Origin of the sequence: Mycolicibacterium komossense (genome assembly GCF_025822605.1) — a bacterium.
Taxonomy (GTDB): Bacteria; Actinomycetota; Actinomycetes; order Mycobacteriales; family Mycobacteriaceae; genus Mycobacterium; species Mycobacterium komossense.
Genome location: NZ_JACKTY010000057.1, coordinates 32,971 through 39,434, shown reverse-complemented (window position 1 = coordinate 39,434; position 6,464 = coordinate 32,971). Strand labels below are relative to the sequence as shown.

The 6,464-nt window shown below is 63.2% G+C and carries 10 protein-coding genes; 2 read left to right on the top strand and 8 right to left on the bottom strand.

Translation table 11 applies throughout. The features are described 5' to 3' along the window. Positions 1-185: 185 nt before the first annotated feature. The 5 genes from H7J73_RS33465 to H7J73_RS33445 form a co-directional block, all read right to left on the bottom strand. Positions 186-344, bottom strand: a complete 159-nt coding sequence (locus H7J73_RS33465) for a hypothetical protein (protein ID WP_264072174.1) — start codon at positions 342-344, stop codon at positions 186-188. Between the two features lie 708 nt (positions 345-1,052). After that, the gene (locus tag H7J73_RS33460) at positions 1,053-1,295 is read right to left on the bottom strand and encodes a hypothetical protein (protein WP_264072173.1); all 243 of its coding nucleotides are present in this window, start codon (positions 1,293-1,295) and stop codon (positions 1,053-1,055) included. A 738-nt stretch (positions 1,296-2,033) separates the two neighbouring features. Further along, positions 2,034-2,597, bottom strand: a complete 564-nt coding sequence (locus tag H7J73_RS33455; protein ID WP_264072172.1) for a hypothetical protein — start codon at positions 2,595-2,597, stop codon at positions 2,034-2,036. 2 nt (positions 2,598-2,599) lie between these two features. Next, positions 2,600-2,893, bottom strand: a complete 294-nt coding sequence (locus H7J73_RS33450; protein ID WP_264072171.1) for a hypothetical protein — start codon at positions 2,891-2,893, stop codon at positions 2,600-2,602. Next, positions 2,893-3,108 (bottom strand): hypothetical protein, encoded by a 216-nt coding sequence (locus H7J73_RS33445; protein WP_264072170.1) that lies wholly within the window; start codon positions 3,106-3,108, stop codon positions 2,893-2,895. Before H7J73_RS33445 ends, H7J73_RS33450 begins: the two co-directional genes overlap by 1 nt. A 155-nt stretch (positions 3,109-3,263) precedes the next feature. On the opposite strand from H7J73_RS33445, the gene H7J73_RS33440 reads away from it, so the two are divergent. Both H7J73_RS33440 and H7J73_RS33435 read left to right on the top strand, forming a co-directional pair. Continuing rightward, positions 3,264-3,872 carry a hypothetical protein gene (locus H7J73_RS33440; RefSeq protein ID WP_264072169.1) on the top strand — a complete coding sequence of 203 codons (609 nt, stop codon included), beginning with the start codon at positions 3,264-3,266 and terminating at the stop codon, positions 3,870-3,872. A 31-nt stretch (positions 3,873-3,903) separates the two neighbouring features. Beyond that, the gene (locus tag H7J73_RS33435; protein ID WP_264072168.1) at positions 3,904-4,578 is read left to right on the top strand and encodes an HhH-GPD-type base excision DNA repair protein; all 675 of its coding nucleotides are present in this window, start codon (positions 3,904-3,906) and stop codon (positions 4,576-4,578) included. Between the two features lies 1 nt (position 4,579). Here the strand turns inward: H7J73_RS33435 and H7J73_RS33430 are convergent, their stop codons facing one another. Genes H7J73_RS33430 through H7J73_RS33420 form a run of 3 tightly spaced genes read right to left on the bottom strand, consistent with a single transcriptional unit; the run spans position 4,580 to position 6,378 of the window. Next, entirely contained in the window at positions 4,580-5,233 is a 654-nt protein-coding gene (locus tag H7J73_RS33430; RefSeq protein ID WP_264072167.1) for a histidine phosphatase family protein, read from the bottom strand. A 16-nt stretch (positions 5,234-5,249) separates the two neighbouring features. Further along, complete coding sequence (gene hypB, locus H7J73_RS33425) at positions 5,250-6,044, bottom strand: hydrogenase nickel incorporation protein HypB (RefSeq protein WP_264072166.1); 795 nt, start codon at positions 6,042-6,044, stop codon at positions 5,250-5,252. Then, positions 6,037-6,378 carry a hydrogenase maturation nickel metallochaperone HypA gene (locus H7J73_RS33420; protein ID WP_264072165.1) on the bottom strand — a complete coding sequence of 114 codons (342 nt, stop codon included), beginning with the start codon at positions 6,376-6,378 and terminating at the stop codon, positions 6,037-6,039. Before H7J73_RS33420 ends, hypB begins: the two co-directional genes overlap by 8 nt. Positions 6,379-6,464: the final 86 nt, after the last annotated feature.

Sequence of the window (6,464 nt, the reverse complement as noted above, 5' to 3'; positions counted from 1 at the left end):
ACCGCCTGGATCAACCGACCCGCCCAAGACACCACCGAGGAGGCCGACACGACAGCCGCTTAACACCCGATGGACTCATCCACCTTGAAAAATTCCGCACTTCGGTGTGCTCGCGTGACAGGTCGGGCAGACCCCCGGCTCGCGGCCGGTGTAGGCGCAGTGCCGGTGTCGTGGGCAAGCGGTCATTAGTCGACGGTCCAGTGGGTGATGGTGGCGTCGGTGAGTAGGTGCCCTGAGCCGTCTTCGGCCAGTTGGATCACGGCGTCTGGGCCTACGTGCCAGACCTTCGGTGGTGCTCCCTCTGTGGCAGCTCTTTCGACCGCCTCGGTGATCGGGTCGTTCATGTTCTCGCTTCTCCTGTTGGGTGTTGCGCTGCCTTGGTCCGGGCAGCAAAAAGGCCCCGGTGTCGGGGCCTCGGTCTTGCGGGGTTACTGCGGTCGGTGTGGTGATTTATCGCCTGCATTCGATGCCGTGAGACGAGTTCTCGCAGAACGGGTCGAACTGGCAGGAACTCCAAACCGTGCGCTCTGGCGCACCCTCTGGAACCCTGCGCTGTGGCGCATGGTTGGACTCCGTAGCTGTTAGCGGTTGCGGGCCAACGGGAGTCACCGATCCCCAAGGATCGGGGACCATGCGCTGCAGCGCATGCTTCTCTGGAGTAGCTCCTTCAGAGAACTTCTCTCGAGGAGAAGTTCTAGGAGCAGTAGGTGTGTGCTGTGGCGCATGGTTCCCCTGCGTTGTAGCGCATAGTTCTACCTCAACCATGTGCTGTGGCGCATGGTCTGGATACGTCAGCCGATATGTGTTCGCTCGACCGGATGAGTTGCCACTCTCGACAACCTCTAGCCAGCCCGCCGCGACGTTGGCGGCGATCTGCTCCCGAACGGTCCGCTCCTTGATGCCGGTGTCTCGCACCAGCGTCTCCGCTTTAACCCAACCGGTCAGAGTGTGGTTGTCCATGTAGGTGCGGATGGCGTTGACGACAGCGCGTTGCAACTTGCGATCGCCGTTGCGGTTGTAAGCCTGGTCCCATCGGAGGATCTCAGGCCTGCTCACTTGCCGGCCGAAATTTCGGCGCGGAGAGCCTCCAGCTCGAAGCGTGCCTCGTTGCGCTCAATACGGAACCTGCCGTTTTCCCTGCGGAGTTTGGTCAAGGTTCTATGCCAGCTGGAGGGCAGTTCTTGCGATGACAGCCGGTCAATATCTCGGAGTCGAGATTTCAGCACGCGGTTCTCAGCCCAGAGGCTGGCCATCCGCTGCGCCCCGTTGGCGGGATCAAAATCGTTGTCTTGCATCTGTTCTCCTCATCAGGGTGCCTGCCACCTGGGCACGGCAATATGGCACAGCCACCTTGGGGTGGCCGTGTTCGTCCGTCTCAGTTGGTCGGAGACGGGCAGATCTGTTGTTAAGGCGCGTCTGCCTCATACACAGCTGCGAGCTGGCGCACGACCTCGGCCGGTGCGACGGGCGACCCGTCGTCATCCTCGAACCGAACTCCGGCATCCTCGAACGCACGGATCAATGTCAACTTCATCGAGTTGCTGACTCGGCGTTGTCGGGCTCGTTCAGCCCGGCACCGGAGGCAATAGCCTTGGCCGTCGCGGTCGGTGGCCGCCCGAATGTCGTGCCCCTGAGGGCACCGGCTGGCGGGCATCGTGCCCTCCCTTCATGTTTGGTCATGATTCATGGCAAAAGAGAAACCCCCGACCCGGTCTCATGGACTCGGGCCGAGGGCTCTTCGGTTCCCTACAAAAGAAAGCGGGACGCATGGCTGCGCGTCCCTTATCCGCTCATCCCTGAGCGGCTTTCCACTGGCGCTGGTAGTTCCAGCGGGAAGTTCTGACGGCCAGAGAGGTGCGAGCCTGGGGCCTGGCCGTCATCGGGTTCTTGGGCACCCGGAGCCAACCCTTGGGGGAGCTGGCGTTGCGGCGCTTCAAGGCGGGGGAGACCGCTGAGCAGCTCGCAGGATTTACCGGCCGGGGTTATCTCTACCCCGCTCACTATCCACTGTTATTCGATGTGCGACAGGTTAGTTAATCTAACTTGACCCACTGCTCATTGCCGTGCTGGTCTACGACCCATCCCCAGTTCCCGTACGACAGGCGCTCGCGATCCCATTCCTCGTACTGAAGCTCCATTAGCTTGTCCTCACGCTCTTCTTCTCGCTTCGCTTTCTTGGCCGCGCGGTCATAGGCGCGCTTGGCTGCGCGTCGGGACTCCAGCGATTCCCGCTTGTGGCGGTCGCGGCAGTCGTAGCACAACGACGGCCACCTTCCACGCCATCCCCGGTTGCCTCGGCCTCTGAACTCCGGCCCCGAAACGTCACGTGTCAACATGACCAGCCCGTCGCAGTCGACGCATGATCCGATGTACATCCGGATGCCGCCTACCTCGTTGACGTGGCCGTGGTCGGTCTCCCAGACCCTCAACTCCGTCTTCGCCGGATCCCGGCTCTCGTACATCGGCTTTGGTGCCTGCTTGGCAATGAACTCGGGGGTGTGCTTGTAGAACTCGTACGCCAGATGTCGCCGTCGGAACAGCGACGGGTTGTGCAGCGCCATGCCGCCGCTCTCGAAATCCTCGTAATCAAGATCCATGCTTATGCCCGCACCCTGGCGTAACTGGCATTCCTGGCCGCTGGCGTGACGTACACCGACATCTCGACGCTTCCGAACATCCAATCCGCATCCTCGAACGTGTCCTGCGCGGCCAGGGCGAGACCGTGGTCCCCGATGAACCGGCGTACCGGTTCGTACATTCGTGAGGTGTCCTTGACCAGCGGGCTCCGCAGTACCTCTAGGCGGTCGGTGTCGCCGGTTGCCGCCAGCCAGCACGGCCGGCTCACCCCGAAGGGCAGGGAGGCGGCGTTACCCGCCTCCCCGATCCCTGTCACTAGCTGTTCCAGGTGGTCGAAATGACTTTGCCGCTTTTGAGCTCGGCGAGTTCGTCCTTCCCGAAGATCTCGGTCAGCCCGGCGACCTGTTCGGTCGTCGGCTGCCAGGGCGCCCCGTCTGCGTAAAACACATTGTTTACCAGCAGGTTCAGCACCTCGTGGCGCTTCGGGCTGTCGCCACGATTGACCTGAATCTCGTTGTTGTAGCTGGGCATTCGCTCTCTTCCTGTTCTGTTGGAGTGGCCCGGTTGGGCCGGTGTCGTTGCCGACAGGCCAAACAATAGGGCTAGTCTAACTAGTCTGTCAAACCGGTTAACCATGCTAGTGTGGCGAAATGGCAAAATGGCAGGTCAAACGCGATCAGTACTCGGTGACCATGGACCTGGGGCCGAACAGCGAGTGGGTCGCGGAGATGCAATGGCCTGAAGGCGAGACGCAAGGTGGACCTGCGGTGCTTGTGATCTACCCATCCGACCCTGACTATTGCCCACCGGGTGGGCTGTCGCAGACCGTTCTGCGAGACGTGGACTTCGGGTATGCGCGGGACAGACTGCGGGCATCCCTGTCCAATTCGAAAAGGTGGGAGAGCGCGAGGCGGCGCACCGAGGACGCGCTACTTTCGATGCTGGCTGACCACGCGGGCGGTGCCATCACGCCGAAGTATCTCGCCCTGCTGTCTAGGGTTTATGTCGACTCAGTCAAGAACGGCCAGGAAAAGCCGCTAGATCACCTGGCGGCACTTACCGGCAACTCGGCGGCGGCTATCAAGAATCATCTGTGGCAGGCCACCCGGAAAGGACTGTTGGAGCGGTCGCCAGGGCGCGCGGGCGGTCAACTGACTATCAAAGGGAGGGCGGTGCTTGAGCCCTCGTTCTCAGGCGAGGAGGACACGGTCACCACGGACATGCCGCTACTGACGGTCGACGACAAGCCGAAACGGCGTCCGCAAAAGGCGATCGCGCCGCGAACCGAGACTTGACACCCACCTGCCAGTCGTAGGCTAAGCACCCATGAAAGCGAACCTCTGCATAGCTCAGGACTTAGACGCGGATCAACTGCTGTCTGAGAATCCCTTCGCCCTGCTTGTGGGAATGATGCTGGACCAGCAGATCCCCCTCGAGGTCGCCTTCCGGGGACCAAAGAAGATTGCCGACCGCTTAGCTGCTGATTTACAACGTATTGGCACTTCTCAGCAGATCCCGATGGAGGTCGCGTTCGCCGGCCCGAAGAAGATCGCCGAGCGGATCGGCGGCTTCGACGCCGGGCTGATCGCGAGCTACGACCCCGACAAGTTCGTCGCGTTGTGTTCGGAATCGCCTGCCATCCACCGCTTTCCGGGGTCGATGGCCAAGCGTCTGCAGGTGCTGGCGCAGACCATCGTCGACGAGTACGACGGGGATGCCGTCAACGTGTGGACCGCGGGTAACCCCGATGGCCGCGAAGTCCTCAAGCGGCTCAAGCTGCTACCGGGGTTCGGCGATCAGAAGGCGCGGATCTTCCTGGCCCTGCTCGGCAAGCAGTACGGCGTGACAGCCAAGGGCTGGCAGGAGGCGGCCGGTGATTACGGCAAGACCGGCACCTTCATGTCCATCGCCGATATCCGCGACCAGGCGTCGCTGGACAAGGTGCGCAGTCACAAGAAGCAGATGAAGGCAGCCGCGAAAGAGAAGGCGGCAAAGGCCTGAGTCAACCCGCCACCGGGACCAGCGCCGTCTCGCTGAGATGGCGCAAGCCCAGCGTCTCGCAGTTCCAGTCCAGGACACGCCAGCCACCCTGGGCGGTGCGCTCCACCGTAATGGTCCCCGTATTGCTGAGGACGTTCTCCCTGGCGAAGGCCGGCGTGATGTTCTCGGCGCGGGCCGCCGCCCAACAGCGCATGGCCGAGCCGTGACTGACCACCACCGCATCGGACACCCCTGACGCACAGATCGCCAGGAGCGCGCCGTCGTAACGGGCCAGGAATTCGGGCCCGTTCTCACCGCCGAACAGCCGATCCTGCGCGCCGTCGGTCCACGACATGATCGTGCGGTGGTAGCGGCGGACCAGGTCGGTACCGTGTTCGCCGTTGCGCTCGCCCGCGCTGACCTCACGCAACCCGTCGAGCGCTCGGGGCACCAGACCCCGGGCACGCGCCAGCGGTGTCGCCGTCTGGTGCGTGCGCACCAATGGCGACACGTAGATCGCCTCGATGGGTTGGCCGATCAGCGCCGACGGCATCGCGGCGGCCTGCAGGTGCCCGAGCTCTGTCAGACCGGCGCCGGGGGCCACGGTGTCCAGCTGCTCGGCGATGTTCGCCGGCGTCTGGCCATGCCGAATGAGGACGAGACGGGTGGAACGCACGGTGGATACTCCTGAGTTATGAGGCGGACGCGGGCTGGCGGAACTGCCGCAGCCAGTCGAACCAGGCGCCCATACCGTCGCCGGTGCGGGCGCTGACGGGCAGGATCGTCGCGGTCGGATTGACCTCGCGGACATGGGCGATGTAGGTGTCGACATCGGCGTCGAGGTAGGGCACCAGGTCGATTTTGTTGAGCAGCACCACATCGACGGACCGGAACATCACCGGGTATTTGAGCGGTTTGTCCTCACCCTCGGTGACGGAATAGACCATCGCTTTGGCGTGCTCGCCGACGTCGAATTCGGCAGGGCAGACGAGATTACCGACGTTCTCGATGATGACGAGATCCAGACCGGGCAGATCGAGGCCCTGCAAGGCGCGGTTGACCATGGGCGCGTCGAGGTGGCATTCGCCGCCGAACCCGTTGTTGGTGTTCAGCAACGAAATCTGCGCACCGCGGCCGGCGAGTTTCGCGGCGTCGAGGTCGGTGGCGATATCGCCCTCGATGACACCGACGGCGAGTTCCCCCCTGAGTTCGTCCAGGGTCGCGCCGAGCACCGTCGTCTTCCCCGAGCCCGGGGAGCTCATCAGGTTCAGTGCGCGAATACCATTGCTCTCGAAGGCTTTCCGATTGAAGTCGGCCCTGACATCGTTCTCGGCGAAGATCGACTCCAGTACTTCCACGCGCTGGGAGCCGGTGGAATACCCGCTGTGATCGCCGTGATCGTGATCGTCGTCGTGGTGATGGTGGTCGCCGCCGTGGTCGTGGTGGCTGTGTGCGGTGCCGTCGTCGTGACGGTGGAACCTACCCACCGGAGACGTCCAGGGATGTCACGAGAAACTCCTCGCCGCGCAGCACTTCGATGTCGGGGCTGGTGCAGACGGGGCAATACAACGACCACCGCGACGCGATCTCCGAACTGCGGCCACACATCTTGCACCGCACCTCAGCGGGAACCAATTCGAGCTCCAACTCGGCGTCGGGCAGATCCTGATGGTCGCGAACGATGCTCCAGCAGAAGGTCAGCGACTCGGGAACGACCTGGCGCAGGGCTCCGACCCGGACATGGACGACGTCGACATGACGTCCGACGGCGTGGGGTTTGACGACGCCGGCGATCGCGTGGCACAGGGACAGCTCGTGCACTCGCCACCACCTCATCGCCGCGTCGGCCGCGTCCGTCGCGGACGCGGTCTTCCTTGGTGAAACTCTATAGCGGCGTTGCCAGGCCC

What these genes read in the sequence shown, in the direction of transcription:
- H7J73_RS33460 (WP_264072173.1), bottom strand. Translation starts at nt 1,295, where the DNA reads ATGCAAGACAACGATTTTGATCCCGCCAACGGGGCGCAGCGGATGGCC.
- H7J73_RS33455 (WP_264072172.1), bottom strand. Translation starts at nt 2,597, where the DNA reads ATGGATCTTGATTACGAGGATTTCGAGAGCGGCGGCATGGCGCTGCAC.
- H7J73_RS33445 (WP_264072170.1), bottom strand. Translation starts at nt 3,108, where the DNA reads ATGCCCAGCTACAACAACGAGATTCAGGTCAATCGTGGCGACAGCCCG.
- H7J73_RS33435 (WP_264072168.1), top strand. Translation starts at nt 3,904, where the DNA reads ATGAAAGCGAACCTCTGCATAGCTCAGGACTTAGACGCGGATCAACTG.
- H7J73_RS33465 (WP_264072174.1), bottom strand. Translation starts at nt 344, where the DNA reads ATGAACGACCCGATCACCGAGGCGGTCGAAAGAGCTGCCACAGAGGGA.